Genomic DNA, 23,994 nt, shown 5'->3' with positions numbered 1-23,994 from the left:
TCTACGTCACAAAGGGCTACGATGTTTTCGGTGCCCTTCACGTTGTTGATGTTGGCATGTCCCATACCGCCGATACCTACGGCTGCGAGGTTCAGTTTGTCGGTTGGGGAAACGTGTCCGTGGCTCATACCTAAGATAGAGCTGGGAGCAATGGTGATTCCTGCTAAAGCAGCAGCCCCCGTTTTAAGAAATTTTCTTCTTGAAAAGTCTGACATGGTTTTATTTTTAAGAGTTAATAATTGATTTCAGTTTCTTATTTTATTGAATATTTATTATGGCTTTTGAAGTAATCCGTATCCATTTTTCATATTTCTTCTTCTTTCCCATATTTGCTCAAGTGTCTCCAGTTCACCGATAGCAGGCAAATCATGTGTATAGGCATCGTGCAAAAAGGTCCATGCATATTCCGATGCGATGGCTGAATCGCGTATGAGCGGCAGTTGGGGATTTCTGATTCCGGTCTCTATGGAGTCGGCGAATAAGTCGCACAGCACATCGATGTTTTTTCCACCGAACGGCTTCTCTATATGATGGGTCTGCGTCACTCCACGCAGATCGACGACAGCTGTTTTGAAATCATGCGTCATTCGGGCGATACCTTTGGTACCGATGATGTCCACGTATGAGTTATGAGTCTGATCTTTGGACAATTGTCCGTACACAAACCCCTGAGTGATATCAAAAACAACGCCGTTCTGGAATGTCCCGTGACACTGTACCCACCAAGGATCTTTATAACTCCACATATTGACGCCCTGCGCATGCCATGTCTTGTATTCGCATCCGGCATACCAGCGTGCAATGTCTACATAATGCATTCCGCAGTCATGGAAGGCGGGACCTTCATATTCGTGACCTTCGCCTGGTGCGAGGCCCGGAGTCATGTGGCAGATTCGCAGAATGGCAAGTTCGCCGATCTCGCCCTGATCAATAAACTGTTTGATAGTCTGATGATACCAGGCGTTGCGGAGATACAAATTGACGGTAGAAAAACAACTGGCTTTCTCGGTGATGTCTACTACTTTCCATTCTTTGTCTATGGTGTCTGATACCGGTTTCTCGGAGATGATATGTTTCCCGTATTTGATAGCCTTTTCAATCCGGTCAAGCCTTGAGTCTGCCAATGCGAAGAGTCCGACCACCTGCACACTTTCATCATCGAACATTTCCTGTTCATTTTCGAGTATTTTCGATTCGGGCGACAATTGCTTTGCCAGTTCGCGGCAGTCGGGATTGATGTCGCAAATGTATGCGACATCCCATCTTCCGCTTTTCTGCATCTCTTTCAAATAAAATCGTCCCATTCGACCGAATCCAATAAGACCAACTTTAATTTTCATCGTATATCTTTTTTAGTTTCTTTATCCCATTATATACTTTGCCTTGTGAGGCATCAGCTTATATAGTAACGCGGTGAATGCCCAGCTGCAAAGGAAAATACAAACTGCCATCAACGGAACCTGCAACGGAATTGGAATTTCCGAAGGACCTATCAGCAGAAAGAACGGACCTACTACAAAGTAGTGTACCATATAAATTCCGAAACCACATTGGGTCATGTTGGCTAATGCTTTGACGATGACAGGTGTATTGATCACTACTTTCTGCAACATCAGGAACATGGCCAAAGTCATCAGTAACACGTTCGGACTACAGAATGTGAAGTAAAGTTCCATCTCAGTCTCCGTAGCATTCGGGTTGGCGGCAGTTGTGCTGAACCCTGTGTACGTCACATAATATCCAATGGCAAACATCACGGCACAAATGAGGAATGTCTTCCAAACACTCCAATCATTAGTAAGACGATCATCTTTTGACGAACCACTAAAAGGCCAGAAAATTTTTAGTGCATTTCCGTTGCCGCCTTCTTTCAGATAATGTCCCAACAGCAGGTAGCCGTTGAATCCGGCAAAGTAGTAGAACATACTGAACTCGTTCCACGTGTCAGTGCCGAATACATAGCCGCTCCGGTCGAAAAGCATATTGGCTACATATTCGCGGATATACGGGATAAACAGGGAAACAATCCAGATGAAAAGGAAAATTTGTTTGGTTTTATTGCTTGCCCGCTCTACCCATGCAGAGAAGAAAGGCATATAAAGATACAATCCGATGAGCAGATAGATATACCACATATGGTTCTCCTTATGGCTGAAGTTGAACGGTATCATGGCTACATCTTTCAGAGAATCGATGAGGCTTTGCGACTCATGTCCCTGAGTATAGCAGAAGAAGTCGCCGATGATTTCTTTGGGCAGACCCAGCAGCCCCGTGAACCAGGGGAACATACTGTAAAGTACCGACCAGATGAGGAACGGGAAAAGTACGCGGAAGATGCGCTTCTTATAAAAAGTGCCTAAAGGCTGTTGCTTGACCGGTAGCAGCAGTAATCCGGTCATCATTACGAATAAGGGAACCGAAGGACGGAGAAGCGAACCGTAGATGGCTGCCCAATGTGTGTACTCGGGAATAACGCGCATCGTAGGAGAAATGTAAAAAGGGTCAATGCAATGTACGCCGATTACCATTAGCATGGCGACGCAACGGACAACATCCAGCCAGACCATCCGGTTGTCCGCAATAGAGTTTTGAGTCATGATATTTTGTTTTTAAGTTATGTAGGCAAAGTTAGCGAACGCCGAAAGCAACCATCATTAAAAACTGATCATTTTAGAACAATCTCTGACCATTTCGAGTATAAATGCTTATTTTTGCATCTGATAATGTCTATTTATACAGAAAACTTATGCTGAAAATATTAGTAACGTATGCCGTTCAAGGCGAATTTGTAGAGATAAAGTGGCCCGATGTAGAGCCTTATTACATCCGTACGGGGATCGGAAAAGTGAAGTCCGCCTTTCATCTGGCAGAAGCGATCCGCCAGGTGCAGCCCGATCTCGTTTTGAATCTCGGAAGTGCAGGAACAGTCAATCATCAGGTAGGGGATATCTTTGTCTGCCGCAAATTTATAGACCGCGATATGCAGAAACTTGCCGGACTAGGTATGGAATGCGAAATAGATTCTTCCGCTTTGCTCGAAACAAAAGGCTTCTGCAAGCATTGGACGGAAGAGGGAATCTGTAATACGGGAGATGGTTTCCTGACGGAACTGACTCACGTAAGCGGAGATGTCGTCGACATGGAAGCGTATGCGCAAGCCTTCGTCTGCCGTTCCAAAGAGATTCCTTTTATCTCCGTGAAGTACGTGACCGACATTATCGGACAAAACTCCGTGAAACATTGGGAGGACAAACTTGCCGACGCCCGTCAGGGGCTTTCGAACTATTTCAATGTCTTGAAAGAAAGAATATGATAGGTGACTCCTGCCGCTATCAGTCCCAGAAGAATTTTCACCCATAGGAACGGAATCAGGAAGAAGATGCAATAGAGCATCGTTCCCCACATCAGCACAAGGGAGATAATCTTGGCGCGGAGCGGTATTGCCTTGTTTTCCCGGAAATTGCGGATGTATGGACCGAAGTGCCGGTGATTCAGCAACCAGTTATATAATCGTGGCGACCCTTTGAAATAAAGTGCGGCGGTCAGTAACAGAAAAGGGGTAGTGGGCAGTAACGGCAGAAAGATGCCGAGAATGCCGAGTCCGAGAGATATGCTTCCTAAAACAATATAAAGAGTTTTCATTCGGCAAAGATAGTGTAAAAACAGGAAAAAATAATCGGGTTTGCTGGATGAAAGCTCTTTTTATATTACCTTTGTCCTTGCATCGAGGTGACATTAGATGCTTGTAACTATATTAAATATATACAGCCATGTTTACAGTAATCAAACGCATGGAGATATCAGCTTCTCACAAGCTGGTACTTCCGTATCGCAGTAAATGCGCCAGTCTACACGGTCACAACTGGATTATCACTGTCTATTGCCGTTCCTCACGGCTCAACTCCGAAGGAATGGTGGTGGATTTCACCCGAATCAAAGAAGTGGTCACGGAGAAACTGGACCATCAGAATCTGAATGAAGTACTTCCATTCAATCCGACAGCAGAAAACATTGCCCGATGGGTTTGCAGGCAGATTCCGCAATGCTATAAAGTAGAAGTGCAGGAGTCCGAAGGAAACATCGTCATCTACGAGAAAGATGCTGTGGCAAACGAGAAAACTCCGGCAGCAGGAGAGACAGAATAGACAATAGAAATTTTAGAACAGCTCGAATGATGAGAAAGATTAATGAAATCTTTTACAGTCTACAGGGTGAAGGCTACCACACAGGTACTCCGGCAGTCTTCATCCGTTTTTCCGGATGCAACCTGAAATGCAGTTTTTGCGACACACAACACGAAGCAGGCACCTTGATGACTGACGACGAAATCATAGCCGAAGTCAGCAAATATCCCGCCGTTACCGTTATCCTCACAGGGGGAGAACCTTCGCTCTGGATAGACGACGCACTGATCGACCGTCTGCACGAAGCGGGTAAATACGTTTGTATCGAAACCAACGGCACGCGACCGCTGCCGGAGTCCATCGACTGGGTGACCTGTTCGCCCAAGCAGGGTGTCAAATTAGGGATTACCCGGATGGATGAAGTGAAAGTTGTCTACGAAGGGCAAGATATAAGTATTTATGAACTGCTTCCCGCTGAACATTTTTTCCTCCAGCCTTGTTCTTGTAATAACACTGCTTTGACAGTGGACTGTGTAATGCGACATCCTAAATGGAGACTAAGCCTGCAAACACACAAACTAATCGACATCCGGTAAGCAGAGAAAACGGATGTAGTAGCAGAGGATGCATCTAAATTTTACGTAATATAATTATGAAAGTAGGTTTATTTATTCCTTGTTATATCAATGCTATCTATCCCAATGTGGGGGTAGCATCGTATAAACTATTGAAAAGTTTAGGAGTAGATGTCGATTATCCGTTGGATCAGACCTGTTGCGGACAACCGATGGCGAATGCCGGTTTTGAAGATGAATCGATGAAGCTGGCGCTCCGTTTTGACGATCTGTTCCGGGAGTACGATTACATTGTCGGCCCTTCCGCCAGTTGTGTGGCATTTGTGAAAGAGAATCATCCCGGTATCCTTGAAAAAGAAGGGCACGTCTGCCAGAGTGCGGGGAAGATTTACGACCTTTGCGAGTTTATCCATGATGTGCTTAAACCGACGAAGATACCCGCACGCTTCCCGCATAAAGTCAGTATCCACAACAGTTGCCACGGTGTGCGTGAACTCTTAATTTCCGCTCCCAGTGAGTTAAATATCCCTTATTACAATAAATTGCGCGATCTGCTCGATATGGTCGAAGGCATCGAAGTTTTCGAGCCCAGCCATATAGACGAATGTTGCGGGTTTGGTGGTATGTTTGCCGTAGAAGAGCAGGCGGTGTCCGTCTGCATGGGGCGTGATAAGGTGAAAGACCACATGGCTACCGGAGCCGAATACATTGTCGGAGCGGACAGTTCCTGCCTGATGCACATGCAAGGTGTGATCAAACGGGAGCATCTGCCGATTCAAATTATCCACATTGTCGAAATTTTAGCGTCGCAATCATGAGTACCAAACATTCAAAGGCTGCCGAAAAGTTCTTGCAGGACAGCAAGATGGCAGCATGGCATAACGAAACCCTTTGGATGGTCCGAGCCAAAAGGGACAAGATGAGCAAGGAAGTTCCCGAATGGGAAGAGCTTCGCAACAAGGCCTGTGAACTGAAACTTTATTCCAACAGCCACCTCGAAGAGCTCTTGCAAGAGTTTGAAAAGAACGCCACTGCCAACGGAGCGATTGTGCACTGGGCAAAAGATGCGGACGAATATTGTGCCATTGTGTACGAAATACTGAATGAGCATAATGTACATCATTTCATCAAGAGCAAGTCGATGCTTGCCGAAGAGTGCGGGTTGAATCCCTTCTTGATGGAACGCGGAATAGACGTGGTAGAGTCCGACTTGGGCGAACGTATTCTGCAATTGATGCATCTCGAGCCGAGCCATATCGTTCTTCCTGCTATCCACATCAAACGGGAGCAAGTGGGAGAACTGTTTGAAAAGGAAATGGGGACGGAAAAAGGAAACTTCGACCCGACCTACCTTACTCATGCCGCACGCAAGAATCTGCGCCACCTCTTTCTGAATGCGGAAGCCGCCATGACGGGCGCCAACTTTGCCGTAGCCTCTACCGGAGACATTGTAGTCTGCACCAATGAAGGGAATGCCGATATGGGTACTTCTTATCCGAAGTTGAATATAGCCGCTTTCGGCATGGAGAAGATCGTGCCGGATCTGGATGCGCTAGGTGTGTTCACCCGTCTGCTGGCACGTTCGGCAACCGGACAGCCGGTGACTACCTATACCTCTCATTACCGCCGTCCGCGTGAAGGTGGCGAATATCATATTATTATTGTGGATAACGGCCGGAGTACGATCCTTTCCAAGCCCGACCATATCAAGACATTAAACTGTATCCGTTGCGGTGCCTGTATGAATACCTGTCCGGTCTATCGCCGGAGTGGGGGATACTCCTACACTTACTTTATACCCGGCCCTATCGGTATCAATCTGGGGATGGCTCATGATCCGGAGAAGTATTATGATAATCTTTCCGCCTGCTCCTTGTGTATGTCCTGTTCTGATGTCTGTCCGGTAAAAGTGGATTTGGCAGAACAGATTTACAAGTGGCGTCAAGACCTTGACGGATTGGGAAAGGCGAATACCGGAAAGAAGATAATGTCCGGTGGCATGAAGTTCCTGATGGAGCGTCCTGCATTGTTCAATGCGGCTCTGTGGGCGGCTCCGATGGTAAACGGCCTGCCACGCTTTATGAAGTACAATGACTTTGACGATTGGGGCAAAGGACGCGAACTGCCGGAATTTGCCAAAGAGTCATTCAACGAAATGTGGAAGAAAAACGAGGTACAGGGAAAGGAGGAATCAAAATGAGCAGCAGAGAAGAAATATTGGCGAGCATCCGTAAGCATACGCAGACACGCTACGAAAAACCGGATATAGCAGATATGAAACGTTTGACGTATCCGGACAAAATAGAGCAATTTTGCGCTATCAGCCGTGCGGTAGGCGGTACGGTAGTGGTATTGGGTGAAGGCGAAGATGTGAATGCTGTCATTCGCCGGACGTATCCGGATGCGATGCGCATTGCTTCCGTATTGCCGGATATATCTTGCGCAACTTTCAATCCGGATATGGTGGACGACCCGAAAGAACTGGACGGTACTGAGGTAGCCGTTATTCGGGGAGAGATCGGAGTAGCGGAGAACGGTGCTGTCTGGATACCGCAAACCGTGAAGTATAAAGCGATTTATTTTATTTCGGAGAAACTGGTGATTCTGATCGACCGGAATAAGATTGTGGATACCATGTACGATGCTTATCGCAAACTGGACGGACAGGAATATCAGTTCGGTACCTTTATTTCCGGCCCGTCAAAGACGGCGGACATCGAACAGGCATTGGTCATGGGAGCGCATGGAGCACGGGAGGTTTTGGTCATATTGACGTAACTCCGCTTTATTATTCTAAAATAAATTTGGATTTAAAACAATAGAAGCTTAGTTTTGTTAGGACAAAGAAAAATGGAGCTTCTGTATAAGATAAACAAAGGCTCTGTTGATAGGAAACAGAGCCTTTGTTGTTGATATATAGAGCCTCTGTTTTCTGTCTCATCCATGGAAAGAACTATAATCGTCTAAATAATAAAAACAGTATGTATGCAAATAAAGTAAAGAAGATAGCTGCCGTTCATGACCTTTCGGGGATGGGACGTGTTTCTCTGACAGTCGTTATTCCTATCTTATCCTCTATGGGTTTTCAGGTTTGTCCGCTTCCTACGGCGGTATTGTCCAACCATACGCAGTATCCCGGCTTCTCCTTTCTGGACCTGACGGATGAAATGCCGAAGATCATAGCCGAATGGAAGAAGCTGGAAGTTCAGTTTGACGCTATTTATACCGGTTATCTGGGTTCCCCGCGGCAGATTCAGATTGTTTCCGATTTCATCAAGGATTTCCGTCAGCCGGATAGTCTGATAGTAGCCGATCCGGTGCTGGGTGATAACGGCCGGCTTTATACCAACTTTGATATGGAGATGGTGAAAGAAATGCGTCATCTGATAACCAAAGCGGATGTGATCACACCGAATCTGACAGAACTGTTTTATTTGCTGGACGAACCGTATAAAGCGGATAGTACGGATGAGGAACTGAAAGAATATCTCCGTCTCCTGTCCGATAAAGGTCCACAGGTGGTTATTATCACCAGTGTTCCGGTGCACGATGAGCCTCATAAGACTTCCGTATATGCCTACAATCGTCAGGGAAACCGCTACTGGAAAGTGACTTGCCCTTATCTGCCTGCCCACTATCCGGGCACAGGGGATACATTCACAAGTGTGATCACCGGCTCCTTGATGCAGGGAGACAGTCTTCCGATGGCGTTGGACCGTGCTACCCAGTTTATTCTGCAAGGGATTCGGGCAACCTTTGGCTATGAGTATGACAACCGGGAAGGTATTTTGCTGGAAAAAGTGCTTCATAATCTGGATATGCCGATACAAATGGCAAGCTATGAGTTGATATAATTAATATTTATAAACTTTTGTACTTCAGATATTTCTACTATTTTTACTGCCTAATTAGTAATCATGAATAAACATATCTGATGACTCAAACACTTAAAACGACTGAACGGCTTGGAGTAGTAGATGCTCTGCGCGGATTTGCCCTGCTGGCTATTGTATTGTTGCACAACCTTGAACACTATAATCTGTTTTTACCGCTGGATTATACGTTGCCGGCATGGTTGCAGACCATAGATAAGTATGCGTGGGATACCATGTTCTTCCTGTTTGCAGGGAAAGCATACGCTACGTTCTCTTTGTTGTTCGGATTTAGTTTCTATATCCAGTTTCATAATGCGGAAAAGCGCGGAACAGATTTCCGTGGACGATTTGCGTGGCGGATGTGCCTGCTTTTCCTGTTTGCACAGTTACATGCCTTGTTCTACAACGGGGATATTCTTTTGCTTTATGCAGTAGTCGGCTTTGCCTTGATTCCTGTTTGCAAGCTCAAAGATAAGACAGTCTTTTGGATTGCTGCCATCTTACTTTTGCAACCTTATGAATGGGGGCGTGCCATCTATGCAATGATCAATTTGGAGTATGTACCGTCAACAGGGCATTTTATTCCTTATTATAAACTTGCTCAGGAAGTGACATCCAATGGCAGTTTCTTTGAAGTACTCCGTTCCAATATCACTGACGGGCAGATGTATAGCAATATTTGGCAAGTAGAAAACGGTCGCCTGTTCCAGACGGCAGCTTTATTCATGTTCGGAATGCTTTTAGGACGCCGGAAGTATTTTATGAAAAGCGAAGAGTCCTTGCGTTTCTGGAAGAAGATGCTGACAGGTGCCATCCTTGCATTTATCCCTCTCTATTGCCTGAAAACTTTTATACCCGCTTTGATTACAAACCCGTCTATAATGGTTCCGTATAAGATTGCTGTTCCGTCTTATGCCAACTTTGCTTTTATGGTCATTCTTGTTTCTGTCTTTACCTTGCTTTGGTTTAAGAAGGATACAGGATATAGCTGGCAAAGTCTGCTGATTCCTTACGGTCGCATGAGTCTGACAAATTATATCTCCCAGTCAATCATGGGAGTAACCATCTATTACGGATTCGGACTGTCAATGTACAAGTATGCAGGAGCAACGGGAAGCCTGCTGATTGCATTGCTTATCTTCACTATTCAGTTGATATTCAGCCGCTGGTGGCTTGCCCGTCATAAACAAGGACCGTTGGAATTCCTGTGGCGTAAAGGAACTTGGATTTAGAATCTTATAACGACTGACGGGCGCTTATTATTCTCAAACCATTCTCATCGCAATGAGAAAAAATTCTCAAGGCTATGAGAAAAAATACTCATTGCGATGAGAAATAATTCTCAAGCCTATGAGAATCTTTTCTCATGGGCTTGAGAACTTTTTCTTATTAAAGTGAGTATAATTCTTGTTGTATTCATCATTCATAAGAAAGCTAATTCATAAAAAGTCAGCTCTCATAAGAACTCTGCCGGCTATATTACTTGTGGAATTTCACTGTGATTTCTGCCGATTGGTTTCCGTAAGTCCAGTCCGGACCTTCTTGAATCAGGCGTATGGCCTCCTTATCCAGAGACTTGCAAAGACTTTCCTTGACTTTAATGTCGAAGGGACGCCCTTCTTTGTTAACAAAGAAAGTCAAGGTAACCTTGCCTTTGACTTCTGCGCAAGCGTCGTCCGCAGGGTATGCCAGATTCTTTTTCAGATACTTTTTATATTGCTTCATTCCTGTTACGGGTTCCGGAATGACAGACCCCTGTAATGTATCGGCCTTTTGGGAGATAGCAGCATCTTTTAATGTATCTGATTTCTGTAATGCACCCGAAGCTTTTTTCAAATCTTTGATTGATACGGCAGAAATGGCTCCCGTCACAGCTACCTTTTTCTGTGTGCCATATCCTGTTACTACGACTTCATCCAGTGTTGTTTTATTTTCACTCATGGCTATCAGCATAGTTTTACTGGTGTCTGCCGGTATACTAACCGGATTATAGCCAATATAATGTGCAGTTAATATTTCATTACCTTCCTTTTTGGGCAAGGAGAATTCTCCGTTGATATCCGTTATCGCTCCATAAGTTGCTCCTTTATAAGTGACGTTAGCTCCGATGAGTGGTTCTCCTTTGTCGTCCGTCACTTTCCCTTTGATCATGTTATTCATTTGGGTGGTCAATTGAGTTGCTTTCATCTTTTTCCTGTTGGCATCCAGGAAAGAAGTATCTGTAACCGTTGTGATAGCCGCTTCTTCCAGCTCTTCTGCCGGAGCAACCATTTCTTCCATTATCGGAGTTCCGGCAGGCGTTGCTTGGGGAGTCGCTGCTTTAGAAGCCACTGCTTTAGGAACCGTTGCGGAAGGAGCCCCCGAAGGTGTACTTTGGGATGGAGAATCCTGCCTTGTCTTGGCGATTATATCTTTTCCGACCGTTTCCTTTGTGGCAGAAGGGCGACCGGAATCCGGTTCCATCTTTGGAGCGGATAGGGAAGTGTCTTCTTTGTGAGCAGGAACAGTTGCAGTGGCAGAGGGCTGCTCCTTAGCTATAAACACATCCTCTCCAACGTTCTGTTTCAGAAACAGGAAGTAACTGCTGATTCCGATTCCTATAATCAGGCAGGCGGCAATGCTCCAAGTGATGGCATACGTATTTCTTTTCTTTGCCGAATGGGCGTTTACCTTCATCCGCAATTTATTAATCTGTTCTTCGTGGTCCCCTTCTACTTGGTGGTACCCATCCATCGCGTCAGCCAGAAAAGGGTCTTTCATCGACTCTTTTTCCAGTCGATGTGCCTCTTTCCCTTTGCGGAGTCCTCGTATGTAGTCCAATAGTTTCATAGGGCTTGTTTCTTAATACAAATTTTCAAGTTTCGCTTTCCGTTCTGGATATAGCTTTTCACGTTATTCAGAGTAAATCCGGTTTGTTCGACAATATCCGCATACGACATTTCTTCCAGGAAGAAACGTGTAATGCTGGTCCTTTGTTCTTCGGGCAGCTTTTCCAGACAGTGGTGCAATGCTTTCAGCTGCTCTTCCGAACTTTCCTCTTCACTTAATAGATGCAGAAATTCGTCGGATTCCATAATATTAATGGTATAATCCAGCGGAATTTCTTTGTTTTCCTTTCGTAACAGTTGCAGGCAATGGTTCTTCGCCACCCGATAGAGCCACGGCTTGAATGCTTTTATCTCATAATTGATTATTTTAGGTAACAGGTCTTCAAACATCTGCATCACCGCTTCCTGCGCTTGGTCTTCATCTTGCAGATATTTCAGGCAAAGTCCGTACGTCAGCGGGATATAACGGTTGTATAGTTCACCGAAATATTCCGTATCCCCGGACTTTATATAATGGGTCAGTAGTTCCTCGTCCGATAGCTTCGATATGTTTCGTACATTGAACAGCACTTTCTCTATTCGTCGTCTTCTGTTACTACCTGATATTTATCTTTCATCATCTCAAAATCATCCGTTATCTGTTTTAGAATCTCATGAACGTCTGTGCTTCCGGCTACGGCAGGCGTTCCGTAAAAGATGGATGCCTTGTAAGGCAATAAGATTAATTCTCCCTTGGGGAGTGAACGTCCCATGCCGGTCATGAAAACCGGTATATATTTCAGTTCCGGTCGCAGAGACAAGATACGGGCTATGCCGGATTTTATTTTTCCCATTTGTTCGGGCTTCCCTCTTGTACCTTCGGGAAAAAGAATCAGCGAGTATCCTTCATCGATGGCATCGAGCATTTTCCGGAGTGGGTCGTGTTCCGAGTCCTTTTCTCCTTTTCTTCTGATGAGAAGGGTGTTGATGAAGTAATTGCTGAAAGCGGCCTGAAACCGGGTTCTTCCGAAGTAATCTTCCGCGGCTACGGGTTTTACTTTCCACAAAAGGTTGCCGGGTAGGGAAGAAAGCAGGCTGAGTGTATCCAGATGGCTGTTGTGATTGGCAAGGATGATGAATTGTCCTTCTTTTCGGAGGAATCGGGTATCGGGGAACTGGACTCCCACGATCAGTTTCAGAAACCACCGGAATATACCTTTATATAGTATCTGCATCATGGCAGACTGCATGAATCTTTTTTTCATAGTATGCCGGCTAATAAGCTATATAATAAACGAGGTGGAAGAACACCGGAGCTGTATAGGACAGAGAGTCTATGCGGTCGAATACTCCACCATGACCGGGGATGCTATCTCCCATGTCTTTGATGCCTTTATCACGTTTGATGGCCGAGATGACTACATCTCCCGCAAATCCGGCAATGGCAATGAGGGCGCTGACCAGAATTACGTTGGGCGTGGAGAGCGGAGTGAGGAATCCCAGAAAGTATCCTATAACCGTAGTGCTGACGACACCTCCCAAAAAGCCTTCCCATGTTTTGTTGGGACTCACTTTGGGCAGAATTTTGTGACGTCCGAAGAGTTTTCCCCAGACGAACTGCATGATATCGTTGATTTCTGTAAGGAACACGAGGAACATCAGCAGTCCGCGTCCTCCCGCATTGAAGCCCGGCAATTCGGGTAACGAGAGAAGATAAGCGAGGTGGCTGATACCAAATACAGAAAGCATCAGAATCCATTGCAGCAAAGCGATGGATTTAGTGATTCCGTGTGTATCGCCTTTCAATACCAGTCGTAATGGCAATAACAGGAACATAACTACGGGGATGAATATGATGTATGCCCCATACCACGCGATATAAGCAAGATAGTATTGGATAGGAATAGCCAATATGCCCCAGAACAGTGCACGGCGGTCTGCCTCTCTGAATCCTAATACCGAATAAAGTTCTCTGAATGCTATAAAAGAGAGAAATGCAAGAAAAAAATAAGAAATGTCGTAGCTGATGAAAACGGCACCGATAAACATTGCTGCCATAATCCACCATGAGCGGGTACGGGCAACCAGTTCGCTGATATTGGTTTTCGGCGACAGCTTTTTTACCAGAAAGAGGGCGATGCTTGCCGTCACCAGCAAACAGATAATAAGGGTGATTACAATAATTAACTCATCGCTTAGCGTAGGGAATAATTTGTCCAATAGTTGTTTCATTTCGCTTCGTTGTTTGTGTGAGACATAAGATATAAACGGTGTATAAGAGTGGCGATCAGACCGATATTCATTAGTATAAGAGTAATGAGGCACACGATCTGTTCATATCCCCAGTGAATGGTGCAGGTGGCAATCACAAAGCACAGTGTCAGTAAAGCCATGCGATGTTGCTTCGCCATCGGGCCGTTAAAGAAATGCTGTTGTGTCTTGTAAGCTCCTATCCAGCGGAAATAAGCGGTCATTACGGCAAGCAGGGCGGCAAGCCATCCCAGTTCTATCCCGAATCCTCCGGCTACATAGCCTACAGGAATGATAAACAAGGCATCGGCGAATCGGTCGGGCATATCATTGTATAAATCTCCGTTGGCACTTTTCTTTCCTCCTTCTATAGCCACCATTCCGTCAAACAGATTACATAGTAACCGCGACTGCATACAGACGATGAACAGAATATAAGCGACGTATTTATTGAAATCGGGATAGATAACAGTGCCCGTCAGCAGAAGGCAACCAGCCAAAGCGAAGAATACACTCATCATTGAAATCTGGTTGGGAGTGATGCCCCAACCGGTTAGTTTACGGGCGATAATGTTAGCCCAAGCGGTGTTTCGTGAGGCTATTTCCCGCCTTCCGTCGACTTCATGTTTCATTTTTATGAATGTTTATTGTTCGCAAATATACACATCATCTTAGAAGCAGCAAAAGAATGAAGGATTATTTTGAAAAGCGTGCTATTTTCAATGAAAATAAAAAAACTTCAGTTGGTTTATGGAATCCGTGTGGAATCTGCATCTCTATAGTAAAAGCGGATTAATTGTAACATTTTAAAAAGATAAAGTTATGAAGACAAATCAACTCAGAGCAATGATGCTCACGGTGATGTTAGTGATTACTACATTGGGTGGTACGGTATGGGCACAGCCTTTGATCGTAAAGGGAACGGTGACGGACGGATCAGACGGTTCGCCGTTGGTAGGATGTGCGGTGACGGTCAAGGGAACATCCCGTGGAGCTGTTACGAACCTACAAGGGCAGTACAGGATTGAAGCAAACAAAGGGGAAACTCTTATCTTCAGCTATATTGGTTTTGATAAAGTGGAAAAAGTCGTATTCTCTGCAAAGATGGACGTAAGTCTTAAGGCCAGTTCTGATGTATTGGAAGAATGTGTTGTCGTCGGATACGGCAGCCAGCGAAAGGTAGCTGTTACCGGTGCCATATCAACCGTCAATCTGGCAAGTCTCAGACACCCGTCCGTACGTATGGATGCAGTAAATACGGAAGAATATAAATCGATCAGTGAAAATGGTTTTAAGCAGGTAGGAGAATCTCCGCTTTCTACTTTCTCTATTGATGTGGATGCCGCTTCTTACAGTAATATGCGTCGTATGATCAACAGTGGTACCTTGCCGGTGCCTGATGCTATCCGTACAGAAGAGTTAGTGAATTATTTCTCCTACGATTATGCGAAGCCGACCGGAAGCGATCCGGTGAAGATAACAATGGAAGCAGGTGTTTGCCCCTGGAATGCTGATCATCGTCTGGTACGTATCGGACTGAAAGCAAGGGAAATTCCGACTGACAAACTTCCGGAATCTAATCTGGTATTCTTGATTGATGTATCCGGTTCTATGTGGGGACCTACCCGTCTGGATTTGGTGAAGTCATCTCTGAAGCTATTAGTTAATAACCTGCGTGAAAAAGATAAAGTTGCCATCGTTGTGTATGCAGGCAACGCCAGCGTAAAACTGGAATCTACTCCGGGCAGTGACAAACAGAAAATACGTGATGCGATAGATGAACTGACATCCGGTGGCTCTACGGCCGGCGGAGCAGGTATCCAACTGGCTTATAAAGTGGCTAAACAGAACTTCCTTCCTAAAGGAAACAATCGGATCATTCTTTGTTCCGATGGAGATTTCAATGTAGGTGTTTCTTCTGTGGAAGGTTTGGAACAGTTGATAGAAAAGGAACGTAAGAGCGGAGTATTCCTGAGTGTGCTAGGTTATGGAATGGGTAACTATAAAGACAATAAAGGTCAGGCTTTAGCAGAAAAAGGGAATGGAAATCATGCTTATATCGATAATTTGCAGGAAGCCAATCGTGTCCTGGTGGGTGAGTTTGGCGCTACGCTTCATACGGTGGCAAAGGACGTGAAACTGCAAGTGGAATTTAATCCGGCTCAGGTGCAGGCATATCGTCTGGTTGGTTATGAGAGCCGTTTGCTGAAAGACGAAGACTTTAATAATGACGCCAAAGATGCCGGAGAATTGGGAGCCGGACATACGGTGACAGCTTTCTATGAAGTGATTCCCGTAGGCGTAAAGAATGACTACGTAGGAAAGATAGATGATCTGAAATATCAGAAGAAACAAAAAGAGACGGTGCAGCCGACCGGTTCTAATGAATTGCTGACCGTGAAACTGCGCTATAAAGCTCCGGATAAGGATGTCAGCAAAAAGATGGAAGTTCCCTTTGTGGATAATAAAGGAAATAATGTTTCTTCCGATTTCCGTTTCGCTTCTGCTGTGGCTATGTTCGGTCAGCTGCTTCGGGACTCTGACTTCAAAGGAGAGGCAAGCTATGATAAAGTGATCGGTCTTGCCAAGCAGGGACTGGATAATGATGAAAAAGGATACAGAAGAGAATTTATCCGTTTGGTAGAAACTGCCAAAGGGATGAAGCAGGAGAAAACCATAAGTGATTAACGGTTACAATTAGGAAAGAGTGTATAGATGCTATAGGAAGGTATCTAAGTGTTAAAGAATCAATTTAAAGGGCGGATTTATCTGCAATAGTTTTGCTAATAAACAAATGTTTATTATGTTTGTACTGTGTTTTTAAAGCGATGTTTGACAATCAGGAAGAGCTAAAGGCTCACATAGAGCATGTTAAGCGATGCTTGCAGTTCTATGCTCAAAGTGTGGAGGAATTGTTGAAGCAAGGATACCCACAAAGAGAGTTAGAGAGGTTGATCGATATTCAACTGGATAAGCTGATCGAACTCCTCAAACAACTGAAAGACTAACATTAACCTCCTCATGTATTGAGGGGCTGCTTTAAAAACTCAATCATATAAAAATGTTTGTTATGGGAACAGATAGAGAGATAAATAATTTGTTGAATGAATTTCTCCAGCTGGAGACAGATGAACAACGGAGACAGTTCCAGGGTAAAATAGCTCATACCTTATCAGGGAAAACGGAAGAGGAAAAACGTGAATTTGCTGAGATTCTTTCCAATAAAGCTCAGCAAACAATAGACCAGTCACAAGCGTTGATTGATGAATATGATTTCAAGCAAGCATTGAAAGATATTGTTCCGGCTATTACTTGGTCTTATATTGCTGAAGAATATTTTAATAAGTCGCGTTCTTGGTTCAGTCAGCGTATGAATGGTTATCATGTTAATAACAAGGTTGCTACCTTTACTGACGATGAAATTGATTTATTATCAGATAGTTTACTCGATTTGAGTGAACGAATAAAGAAAAGTGCTTTCCTCTTGAGGAAACATCGCCTTTAAAAACACAACTTTCGAATGAAAGCGGCTTCCATATTAAATTGGAAGCCGCTTTTTATATATAAAAATAGCTGTAAGCATTATACTTACAGCTATTTGACCTTGCACGGGAGGAGAGGCTCGAACTCCCGACACCCGGTTTTGGAGACCGGTGCTCTACCAACTGAGCTACTCCCGTGTTTGCGGCTGCAAAGGTAGTATAAACTTCCGAACCAGCAAATATTAGGGTAAATAAATTTCCAATTATTTTAATTTTTCCCATTCATCGGGCTTAAAACCTACCAGAACGAAACTGTCTGTCACTACTAACGGGCGTTTCACCAGCTTACCGTTTGTTGCCAGCAATGCGATTTGTTCTTCCTCAGTCATGGAAGGCAGCTTTTCGCTCAGTTTCAGCTCTTTATATACCAAACCACTTGTGTTGAAGAATTTCTTTATTGGCAATCCACTTCGTGGAATCCATGCTTTCAACTCTTCCACCGTAGGGTTATCTTCCACAATGAGCCGGTTAGTGTACTCAATGTTATTTTCGATTAGCCATTTCTTAGCTTTCTGGCATGTACTGCACGCCGGATATTGCAAAAATAAAGGTGTCATACTATATACTATTTATCGATTAATATCTAATACTTATTACTTAATACCTATTACTTAAATTACCATCTGCAAATCCTGATACATAATCCGATAGGCGGCGGCTTTTTTATCTAATGCAAGCGGGTACGCCCGTGAGGAAGAAGGCATCCGGTAGAGTCTCATCGCCCGTCCTTCAAACACAAATTCGGCATAGTCTCCTACTTTCGGTTCTTCCACTTCCAGTTGTGCACGGAGCGTATCCGTTGCCTTCTGTCCGGTGGTGACGATCGCTCTGCATTCGGGCAGTTGGCGGAGTAATGCAGCAATGTCCGTCGGTTGCACCACTTCCAGAAATTTGTCCGAAGCGTTATCCTGCAAACGCCGGATAGATGAGGCTGTATCGAACAGGGCGATTCCTTTTTCATTCAGGAAGTCAATAATCTGTTCCCGGCAGAATGCTTTCCGCGTATCGTTCAGAAAGTGATCTTTGTCTCCGAAAAACAAGAGTCCGACAATGCGCCACATATCATTGTTCAGGTTCGGATAATAAAAATCCATCGACCACCGTTTTCTTTGTGGCGGAAAACTTCCCAGCATCAGCAACTTTGCTTTTGGTGGGAGAAAGGGTTTTAAAGGATGTTTTTCGATTTCAATCTCCATATTGATGTAATTTCCTACAAAAATAACGAATCTATTCTTTTCCTTCAAAATAGTTGCGGAAAAAAACAAATTTAAAAATATTTGGCTATTTTTGCACGGAGATGGTGAAAAACAACTTATTGAAATGCTGTTGAAAACAAGAATAATTATAAGTTGCTGTTTTATAAGCTTGTTATCTTTCTTTGAAGAAGATTGTTATGCTTCACGGCCGGGGTCGAAAGAATGTGTGAAAGTCTCCTCTGCCAGTTTTACGGTAAGGGGGCGGGTCATCGATACCTATGGTGAACCACTTATCGGAGCGACAATCAGAGAGAAAGGCGGAGCGAATGGAACAGTGACAGATGTGGAGGGGAATTTCTTTTTATTCGTTCCGGATAGTGCTGTTCTGCAAATTTCTTTCGTAGGTTACGAGTCTCAGGAAGTCAGTGTAAAGGGTAGGTCAATGCTTGAAGTATGTCTGAAAGAAAATATTCTGCTGCTTGACCACGTGATTGTAACTGCTTTGGGACTTGAAAAGAAAGAATCCTCTTTGGCTTATGCCGTGCAAAAGGTGAGGGGAGAAGAACTGAATCGTGTGAAAGAAGTGAATATGATCACGGCTTTGGCAGGAAAGGCAGCCGGTGTACAGGTCAGCAAGAACTCTTCCGGCATGGGCGGATCGGCGAAAGTCAGTATCCGTGGGGTGCGGTCGGTGGCCGGTGATAATCAGCCTCTGTATGTGATAGATGGTGTCCCCATGCTAAATTCTACTTCGGAACAGGCTTATTCGGCTATCGGCGGTACGGCAAATGCCGGCAACAGGGACGGAGGCGACGGCATCTCGAATCTGAATCCGGAGGACGTGGAAAGTATCAGCATCCTGAAAGGAGCTCCTGCCGCAGCCCTGTATGGTAGCCAGGCGGCCAACGGAGTCATTCTTATTACTACAAAGAAAGGAAATACCGTAGGACGGAGGGATATTCATTTCTCTACCGGACTGACTTTTGAAAAGGCTTTTTCTCTGCCTGAAATGCAGAACAGCTACGGAGTAAGTGATGTAACAGACAGTTGGGGAGAAAAAGAAAATCTGACGGTTTACGATAATTTGGGTGACTTTTTCCGTACCGGACTGACGTCGATCACTTCTGTATCCGTCAACTCAGGAAATGACAAGCTACAAACATATTTCTCCTATGCCAACACCACCGGTCGCGGTATTCTGAATGAAAATAAACTCTCCAAACACAATATCAATCTGAGAGAGACCGCCGTCCTCTTCAACAGCAGGCTGAAATTGGACGGTAACGTGAATGTCATGAAGCAGACGGTGAAGAATAAACCCGTATCGGGAGGCTTTTATATGAATCCTCTGGTAGGGCTCTACCGCTTTCCTCGTGGCGAGGACTTGTCTTATTATAAAGAGAACTATGAACGTTATGACGAGGACAGAAAGCTGAATACACAAAACTGGCATACTTTTACCGAAGACTTTGAACAGAATCCGTATTGGATACAAAACCGCATACAGAGTAAGGATGCACGTATCCGCCTGCTCCTTTCCCTTTCTGCCAATTTGAAAGTCACTGATTGGCTGACACTTCAGGCTCGTGGCAATCTGGATCACTCAGCCGATAAACTGCGTCAGAAATTTTATGCCTCCACCGCTACGGCACTCTGTGGGATGAACGGGCGCTATATTGAAATGGATTATCAGGAAACGCAGATGTACGGAGACGTGATGGCGATGGTCAAGAAGCAACTGAATGACTTCACATTGGACGTAGCCATTGGCGGCAGTATCAATGACAGAATCACTAACTCCACTCGCATTGATTCGAAGAATGCTTCGTTGAAATATGCCAATGTGTTCAATCTTGCCAATATCGTGATGAGCAGTTCTGCCAGTATCGATCAGAAAATAGATGCCCATTACCAACTGCAATCGGTCTTTGCGACGGCACAGATTGGCTATAAAGAAGGAGTCTTCCTTGACCTGACCGCACGTAACGACTGGTCGTCTACGCTGGCTTACACGAAATATGAGAAGAAAGGATTCTTTTATCCTTCCGTCGGTGTCTCTTTCCTTCCGGATAAGTGGGTAAAGATGCCCGAATGGGTTTCGTTCTCGAAGTTGCGCGGTGCTTATAGTATCGTAGGCAACGGGGTGCCTCCTTTTATCACTTACCCTGTTTCGTATGTGACTGCCGGTGGAGAGATACTGGCAAGCGATGCGGCCCCTTTCGCCGAGATGAAACCGGAAATGACGCATTCCGTCGAATTGGGCATGGAATGGAAGTTCTTGCAGCACCGCCTCGGATTAAATCTGACCTATTACCGTACCGACACGTATGAGCAGTTCTTCAAACTGCCTGCGCTTGCGGGGGATAAGTATGCCTATCGATACGTCAACGCCGGAGATATCCGGAATCAGGGATGGGAGATAACGCTGGATGCCACTCCGGTACTGACCCCCGACTTCACGTGGAAGACCTCTCTCAACTTCTCTGCCAATAAGAATAAGATTGTAGAACTTCATGAAGAACTGAAAGAATTTGTTTACGGACCTACCAGCTTCTCGTCCAGTTATGCGATGAAACTGGTGAAAGGCGGCTCTATCGGCGATATTTACGGTAAAGCCTTTATACGTGATGAAGCAGGCAGCATCGTTTATGGAACGGACGGAGACTATAAAGGACTTCCGTTGGTCGAAGGCGACGGAAATACCGTAAAGGTGGGCAATGCCAATCCGGATTTTATGCTGGGATGGAATCATTCCTTCTCCTACAAAGGTTTTAGCCTTTACTTCCTGCTTGACTGGCGCTATGGAGGTGAAGTCCTTTCGCAGACCCAGGCGGAGATGGACCTCTATGGAGTATCGAAAGCGACGGCACAAGCCCGTGATAAAGGATATGTTTCGCTGGAAGGCCAGCAAATAAGCGATGTCAAAGGATTCTATAAGAATGTAGTGGGCGGACGTGCCGGAGTGACGGAATACTATATGTATGACGCTACCAACCTACGGTTGCGGGAAATATCGCTGAGTTATAGCTTCCCCCGAAAATGGGTACAGAAAACGAATTGTCTGAAAGACCTGCAACTTTCTTTTGTAGCCCGCAACCTTTGTTTTCTGTACAAGAAAGCGCCTTTCGATCCCGATCTGGTACTTTCTACAGGCAATGACAATCAGGGAATTGAAGTGTTCGGTATGCCTACCACCCGCAGTCTGGGCTTTACTTTGACATGTGAATTTTAAGAGTAGGAGGGAAGACGATGAAGAAAAAACATATTTATATATACTTGCTGGGGATGCTGCTGCTTTCTGTTGGCTGTACAGGGAAATTCCGTGAATTTAATACCGACCAGTCGGGAGTTACGGACGATGATTTGCTGATTGACGACAATGGTTACGGTATTCGTCTGGGGATTATCCAGCAAGGCATCTACTTTAACTACGATTTCGGTAAAGGCAAGAACTGGCCTTTCCAGTTGATACAGAATCTGAACGCGGATATGTTCTCCGGTTATATGCACGACGGAAAACCCTTGAACGGAGGTACGCATAACTCGGATTATAATATGCAGGATGGCTGGAACAGCGCCATGTGGACACATATGTATTCGTATATCTTTCCACAAATCTACCAGTCGGAGAATGCCACCCGTGATACGGAACCTGCCTTGTTCGGCATTACCAAAGTGCTGAAAGTGGAAGTCATGCACCGTGTGACAGATTATTACGGCCCTGTTATTTATAAGAATTTCGCGAATGCCCAGAATCAATATCGCCCTGATACGCAGAAAGAAGTCTACTATGAGTTCTTTAATGAACTCGATTCGGCTGTTGTCTCTCTTGCCGATTATATAGAAAAGAAGCCCGAATCTAATGGATTCACCCGCTTTGATATCTTGCTGGACGGTCAATATTCCTCCTGGATCAAGTTTGCCAATTCGTTGCGTATGCGTCTGGCAATGCGTATTTCTGCGGTTGATCCGGATAAGGCACGCACCGAGTTCCTGAAAGGACTGGAAAATGAATTTGGTGTTTTTGAAGCGGAAGATGAACGGGTAGCGGTCTCTACGAAATCCGGATTCACGAATCCGTTGGGAGAACTCAACCGGGTATGGAATGAAACTTATATGAGCGCTGCAATGGAATCTATTCTGACAGGCTACGATGATCCCCGACTGAAAGTTTACTTTGAAACCTGTACCGACAAAGCGTATGCAGGAGAGTACCGCGGCATCCGTCAGGGAACCTGCTTTGCGCACAATCATTATGCAGGCTTATCCAAATTGTCCGTCGACCAGAGTACGGATGCCCCATTGATGAGTTCCGCTGAAATCTGGTTTCTCCGTGCCGAAGCTGCTTTGCGCGGATGGATACCGGAGGATGAAGAAGAATGTTATCAAAACGGAATAAAGGCGTCTCTTCATCAACGCGGCATTTATCAGATGGACGACTATCTGAACAGTGAGCGGACAGCTGCCGATTTCATCGACACACAAGACCCCGAAAATAACATTCCTGCCCGTTGCCTGGTTTCTCCTAAATGGAATCCCGCAGACGACAAGGAAATAAAGCTGGAAAAGATCATTACGCAGAAATGGATAGCCTTATTCCCGGAAGGTTGCGAGGCATGGGCGGAACAGCGTCGCACGGGATATCCCCGCCTGTTTCCGGTACGCTTCAACCATAGCAGGAACGGATGTATCGACACGGAGACAATGGTACGTCGCCTCAACTTCCCCGGCACGCTGCAAACCGAAGACAGAGAGCAATACCTGGCTCTTGTGGAGGCTCTGGGCGGACCCGATCATGGAGGTACCCGATTGTGGTGGGATACAGGAAATAATAGTCTGGATTAAAATTTTAGTGTCGGAATGTGAATATATGTATAGGTTTAACTATTTTTGCACCTTCATTTAAACACATTTGTCATGAAAAAGATCATTTCTGCTCTTTTCCTATGTATGCTGCTTTCTGCCGTACCGGAATTGCAGGCACAAAACATTCAGTTACATTATGATTTCGGACGTTCCCTGTATGATAAAGACTTGAAAGGACGCCCGCTGTTGACCTCCACTGTCGAGAAGTTCCATCCCGACAACTGGGGAAGTACCTACTTCTTTATCGATATGGACTATACGTCCGAAGGGGTCGCTTCCGCTTACTGGGAGATAGCCCGTGAACTGAAATTCTGGAAAGGTCCTTTCTCCGCCCATCTCGAATACAATGGCGGACTGGCGAAAGGATTCTCCTACAACAACGCTTACCTGGCGGGAGCCACCTATACCTATAATAACGCTTCTTTCTCCAGAGGCTTCACATTGACAGCGATGTACAAATATATACAGAAGCACCCATCCCCGAATAACTTCCAGTTGACAGGAACATGGTACATGAACTTTTGCAAGGATTTGCTCACCTTCTCCGGTTTTGCCGACTGGTGGCGTGAAGAAACCAAGTATGGAAAAACCATCTTCCTCTCCGAACCGCAATTTTGGGTAAACCTGAACCGCATCAAGGGAGTGAATAAAAACTTTAACCTGAGTGTCGGTTCCGAAGTGGAACTGAGCAATAATTTCGGTGGTCGTGACGGCTTCTATGTAATTCCGACACTGGCTTTGAAGTGGACGCTGAACTAA

25 protein-coding genes and 1 tRNA gene are annotated in these 23,994 nt (G+C 45.1%); 14 read left to right on the top strand and 12 right to left on the bottom strand.

What is annotated here, in order from left to right; all coding sequences use genetic code 11:
- The 3 genes from KTR07_RS18080 to KTR07_RS18070 form a co-directional block, all read right to left on the bottom strand.
- The coding region (locus tag KTR07_RS18080) for a twin-arginine translocation signal domain-containing protein (protein WP_117860580.1) at positions 1 to 215 on the bottom strand (215 nt) is incomplete at its 3' end.
- 57 nt (positions 216 to 272) lie between these two features.
- Positions 273 to 1,340, bottom strand: a complete 1,068-nt coding sequence (locus tag KTR07_RS18075) for a Gfo/Idh/MocA family protein (RefSeq protein ID WP_008764608.1) — start codon at positions 1,338 to 1,340, stop codon at positions 273 to 275.
- 21 nt (positions 1,341 to 1,361) lie between these two features.
- Positions 1,362 to 2,597: an acyltransferase gene (locus KTR07_RS18070; RefSeq protein WP_008764609.1), complete on the bottom strand. Its 1,236-nt coding sequence runs from the start codon at positions 2,595 to 2,597 to the stop codon at positions 1,362 to 1,364.
- A gap of 149 nt (positions 2,598 to 2,746) precedes the next feature.
- Between KTR07_RS18070 and KTR07_RS18065 the strand changes: the two genes are divergently transcribed.
- On the top strand, positions 2,747 to 3,313 hold the full coding sequence (locus KTR07_RS18065) for an MTA/SAH nucleosidase (protein WP_008764610.1): 567 nt from the start codon (positions 2,747 to 2,749) through the stop codon (positions 3,311 to 3,313).
- On the opposite strand, the gene KTR07_RS18060 is transcribed toward KTR07_RS18065, so the two are convergent.
- On the bottom strand, positions 3,283 to 3,642 hold the full coding sequence (locus KTR07_RS18060) for a YbaN family protein (RefSeq protein WP_008764611.1): 360 nt from the start codon (positions 3,640 to 3,642) through the stop codon (positions 3,283 to 3,285). The genes KTR07_RS18065 and KTR07_RS18060 overlap by 31 nt on opposite strands.
- 128 nt (positions 3,643 to 3,770) lie before the next feature.
- On the opposite strand from KTR07_RS18060, the gene KTR07_RS18055 reads away from it, so the two are divergent.
- From KTR07_RS18055 to KTR07_RS18025, 7 genes are all read left to right on the top strand, one after another.
- The gene (locus KTR07_RS18055; protein WP_008764612.1) at positions 3,771 to 4,145 is read left to right on the top strand and encodes a 6-carboxytetrahydropterin synthase; all 375 of its coding nucleotides are present in this window, start codon (positions 3,771 to 3,773) and stop codon (positions 4,143 to 4,145) included.
- Between the two features lie 29 nt (positions 4,146 to 4,174).
- Complete coding sequence (locus tag KTR07_RS18050) at positions 4,175 to 4,720, top strand: radical SAM protein (protein WP_032840540.1); 546 nt, start codon at positions 4,175 to 4,177, stop codon at positions 4,718 to 4,720.
- A gap of 56 nt (positions 4,721 to 4,776) precedes the next feature.
- A complete protein-coding gene (locus KTR07_RS18045; RefSeq protein ID WP_008760113.1) occupies positions 4,777 to 5,517 on the top strand; it encodes a (Fe-S)-binding protein in 741 nt (246 codons plus the stop codon).
- Positions 5,514 to 6,899, top strand: a complete 1,386-nt coding sequence (locus KTR07_RS18040; RefSeq protein WP_008764614.1) for a lactate utilization protein B — start codon at positions 5,514 to 5,516, stop codon at positions 6,897 to 6,899. The genes KTR07_RS18045 and KTR07_RS18040 overlap by 4 nt, the downstream gene beginning before the upstream one ends.
- A complete protein-coding gene (locus KTR07_RS18035) occupies positions 6,896 to 7,477 on the top strand; it encodes an LUD domain-containing protein (protein ID WP_008764615.1) in 582 nt (193 codons plus the stop codon). The genes KTR07_RS18040 and KTR07_RS18035 overlap by 4 nt, the downstream gene beginning before the upstream one ends.
- Positions 7,478 to 7,680: 203 nt before the next feature.
- On the top strand, positions 7,681 to 8,553 hold the full coding sequence (locus KTR07_RS18030) for a pyridoxamine kinase (protein ID WP_008764616.1): 873 nt from the start codon (positions 7,681 to 7,683) through the stop codon (positions 8,551 to 8,553).
- 80 nt (positions 8,554 to 8,633) lie between these two features.
- Positions 8,634 to 9,806 (top strand): DUF418 domain-containing protein, encoded by a 1,173-nt coding sequence (locus KTR07_RS18025; RefSeq protein WP_008764617.1) that lies wholly within the window; start codon positions 8,634 to 8,636, stop codon positions 9,804 to 9,806.
- Positions 9,807 to 10,053: 247 nt separating this feature from the next.
- Here KTR07_RS18025 and KTR07_RS18020 read toward each other — a convergent pair whose 3' ends face one another.
- From KTR07_RS18020 to KTR07_RS18000, 5 genes are read right to left on the bottom strand one after another with little or no spacing between them, the layout of a single operon-like run.
- Positions 10,054 to 11,403 carry an energy transducer TonB gene (locus KTR07_RS18020; protein ID WP_117981239.1) on the bottom strand — a complete coding sequence of 450 codons (1,350 nt, stop codon included), beginning with the start codon at positions 11,401 to 11,403 and terminating at the stop codon, positions 10,054 to 10,056.
- Positions 11,400 to 11,972: an RNA polymerase sigma factor gene (locus KTR07_RS18015; protein WP_008764619.1), complete on the bottom strand. Its 573-nt coding sequence runs from the start codon at positions 11,970 to 11,972 to the stop codon at positions 11,400 to 11,402. The genes KTR07_RS18020 and KTR07_RS18015 overlap by 4 nt, the downstream gene beginning before the upstream one ends.
- Before the next feature lie 5 nt (positions 11,973 to 11,977).
- Positions 11,978 to 12,631, bottom strand: coding sequence for a lysophospholipid acyltransferase family protein (locus KTR07_RS18010; RefSeq protein ID WP_117981240.1), 654 nt, complete (start codon positions 12,629 to 12,631; stop codon positions 11,978 to 11,980).
- A 25-nt stretch (positions 12,632 to 12,656) separates the two neighbouring features.
- Positions 12,657 to 13,613, bottom strand: a complete 957-nt coding sequence (locus tag KTR07_RS18005) for a phosphatidate cytidylyltransferase (protein ID WP_011109264.1) — start codon at positions 13,611 to 13,613, stop codon at positions 12,657 to 12,659.
- Positions 13,610 to 14,263, bottom strand: coding sequence for a CDP-alcohol phosphatidyltransferase family protein (locus KTR07_RS18000; RefSeq protein WP_008760121.1), 654 nt, complete (start codon positions 14,261 to 14,263; stop codon positions 13,610 to 13,612). Before KTR07_RS18000 ends, KTR07_RS18005 begins: the two co-directional genes overlap by 4 nt.
- 190 nt (positions 14,264 to 14,453) lie before the next feature.
- Here KTR07_RS18000 and KTR07_RS17995 point away from each other — a divergent pair, with 190 nt between their 5' ends.
- From KTR07_RS17995 to KTR07_RS17985, 3 genes are all read left to right on the top strand, one after another.
- Positions 14,454 to 16,319, top strand: coding sequence for a VWA domain-containing protein (locus tag KTR07_RS17995; RefSeq protein WP_011109265.1), 1,866 nt, complete (start codon positions 14,454 to 14,456; stop codon positions 16,317 to 16,319).
- Between the two features lie 140 nt (positions 16,320 to 16,459).
- Entirely contained in the window at positions 16,460 to 16,639 is a 180-nt protein-coding gene (locus tag KTR07_RS17990) for a hypothetical protein (RefSeq protein ID WP_225710228.1), read from the top strand.
- A 62-nt stretch (positions 16,640 to 16,701) separates the two neighbouring features.
- Positions 16,702 to 17,136: a DUF5053 domain-containing protein gene (locus KTR07_RS17985; RefSeq protein ID WP_008760122.1), complete on the top strand. Its 435-nt coding sequence runs from the start codon at positions 16,702 to 16,704 to the stop codon at positions 17,134 to 17,136.
- A 102-nt stretch (positions 17,137 to 17,238) separates the two neighbouring features.
- Here the strand turns inward: KTR07_RS17985 and KTR07_RS17980 are convergent.
- The 3 genes from KTR07_RS17980 to KTR07_RS17970 all read right to left on the bottom strand — a co-directional run bounded on the left by KTR07_RS17980 (position 17,239) and on the right by KTR07_RS17970 (position 18,369).
- Positions 17,239 to 17,311 (bottom strand) — tRNA-Trp (locus tag KTR07_RS17980).
- Positions 17,312 to 17,376: 65 nt separating this feature from the next.
- A complete protein-coding gene (locus KTR07_RS17975; protein ID WP_008760124.1) occupies positions 17,377 to 17,730 on the bottom strand; it encodes an arsenate reductase family protein in 354 nt (117 codons plus the stop codon).
- 54 nt (positions 17,731 to 17,784) lie between these two features.
- Positions 17,785 to 18,369: a uracil-DNA glycosylase family protein gene (locus tag KTR07_RS17970; protein WP_032840622.1), complete on the bottom strand. Its 585-nt coding sequence runs from the start codon at positions 18,367 to 18,369 to the stop codon at positions 17,785 to 17,787.
- A 124-nt stretch (positions 18,370 to 18,493) separates the two neighbouring features.
- Here KTR07_RS17970 and KTR07_RS17965 point away from each other — a divergent pair, with 124 nt between their 5' ends.
- The 3 genes from KTR07_RS17965 to KTR07_RS17955 all read left to right on the top strand — a co-directional run bounded on the left by KTR07_RS17965 (position 18,494) and on the right by KTR07_RS17955 (position 23,994).
- Complete coding sequence (locus KTR07_RS17965; RefSeq protein WP_117981268.1) at positions 18,494 to 21,601, top strand: TonB-dependent receptor; 3,108 nt, start codon at positions 18,494 to 18,496, stop codon at positions 21,599 to 21,601.
- 17 nt (positions 21,602 to 21,618) lie between these two features.
- Complete coding sequence (locus tag KTR07_RS17960) at positions 21,619 to 23,214, top strand: SusD/RagB family nutrient-binding outer membrane lipoprotein (RefSeq protein WP_011109269.1); 1,596 nt, start codon at positions 21,619 to 21,621, stop codon at positions 23,212 to 23,214.
- A gap of 72 nt (positions 23,215 to 23,286) precedes the next feature.
- Positions 23,287 to 23,994, top strand: a complete 708-nt coding sequence (locus tag KTR07_RS17955) for a DUF5020 family protein (protein ID WP_011109270.1) — start codon at positions 23,287 to 23,289, stop codon at positions 23,992 to 23,994.

It is taken from the genome of Bacteroides sp. MSK.20.82 (genome assembly GCF_019052485.1).
Classification (GTDB): Bacteria; Bacteroidota; Bacteroidia; order Bacteroidales; family Bacteroidaceae; genus Bacteroides; species Bacteroides thetaiotaomicron.
This window is presented reverse-complemented; position numbering and strand designations above follow the sequence as displayed.